Origin of the sequence: Psychrobacter coccoides, from assembly GCF_017498085.1 — a bacterium.
Classification (GTDB): Bacteria; Pseudomonadota; Gammaproteobacteria; order Pseudomonadales; family Moraxellaceae; genus Psychrobacter; species Psychrobacter coccoides.
The window spans coordinates 1-237 of the sequence record NZ_JAGBKM010000077.1; the positions used below are offsets into that span (position 1 = coordinate 1).

The following is a 237-nucleotide window of genomic DNA, read 5'->3' on the forward strand; positions in this document are numbered from 1 at the left end:
TCGGCGCTACGATGTTTCACTTCTGAGTTCGGGAAGGGATCAGGTGGTGCCATCGTGCTATTGTCGTCAGCAAAGGGGGTTAGATATGAGTCTGTTGTGTGACTTTTAATAAGTATCACTTATCCTAACTGAATCAAGGATAAAGGTGATATCGATATAATGCTTGATACAAACCACTTGGGTGTTGTATGGTCAAGCCAAACGAGCAATTAGTACAGGTTAGCTACACGCATCGCT

At 43.5% G+C, this 237-nt stretch carries 1 rRNA gene; it reads right to left on the minus strand.

From position 1 onward, the window contains the following. Positions 1-71: ribosomal RNA gene (gene rrf / locus J3492_RS13140) — 5S ribosomal RNA — on the minus strand; the annotation flags it as partial. Positions 72-237 lie beyond the last annotated feature (166 nt).